Annotated in this window: 1 pseudogene; it reads right to left on the reverse strand. The window is 70.1% G+C overall.

Annotated features, from left to right (window positions below):
• Positions 1–114: 114 nt before the first annotated feature.
• Positions 115–758: pseudogene (locus ACUXVH_RS31645) on the reverse strand (hypothetical protein); the annotation flags it as partial.

The following is a 758-nucleotide window of genomic DNA, read 5'->3' on the forward strand; positions in this document are numbered from 1 at the left end:
CCCCCCCCCCCCCCCCCCCCCCCCCCCCCCCCCCCCCCCCCCCGTGGTTTTTTCATCTGCCGCCCCCCACCGTTATATACTCTTTTTTGGTGTGGTGGGCAGTGTTTTTTTTTTTTAATCCACCCCGGTGGGACCGGTGGCTCCATACTTGCCGCAGGCGAAGAGGCCTAACGACAGCGTTCCCCAGATGCCGCACAACCCGTGCACCGGCCACGCGCCGACCGGATCGTCGATGCGCAGGTACTCGAGCAGCTCCATGCCGCCGATGACAATCAGGCCCGCGACCGCGCCCAGAACGCACGCGCCCACGTCGCTGACCCAGTAGCAGGGGCAGGTGATGGCGACCAGGCCGGCCAGGAAGCCGTTGGTGGTGATGCCGAGGTCCCACTTGCCGACCCGCGCATAGGCGTAGAACAGCGCGGCCAGGCCGGCGCTGCAGGCGGCCATCGTCGTGTTGAACGACACGCGTCCGATGCCCTGCAGATCGAGCGCGGAGAGCGTGCTGCCGGGATTGAAACCGTACCAGCCGAACCAGAGGATCAGGCCGCCGACCGCGCCGAGGCTGTCGTAGCCGGTGGTGCCCGCGCACGGCCAGTCGGCGGGCAGCCGCTCGTCGCCGGACAGGATCTTCTCGGTGCACACCCAGCGCCCGCCGGTCCGCTCGGCCAGCCGGGCCAGGTAGCCGCGCGGGTCGGCCAGCCCGTCCGGGTGGTCCACCCGGAGCCCGTCGATGAGCCCCTCCTCGGCCAGGCCGAGGA

The sequence above is a fragment of the Pseudomonas sp. 8(2025) genome (assembly GCF_052665325.1).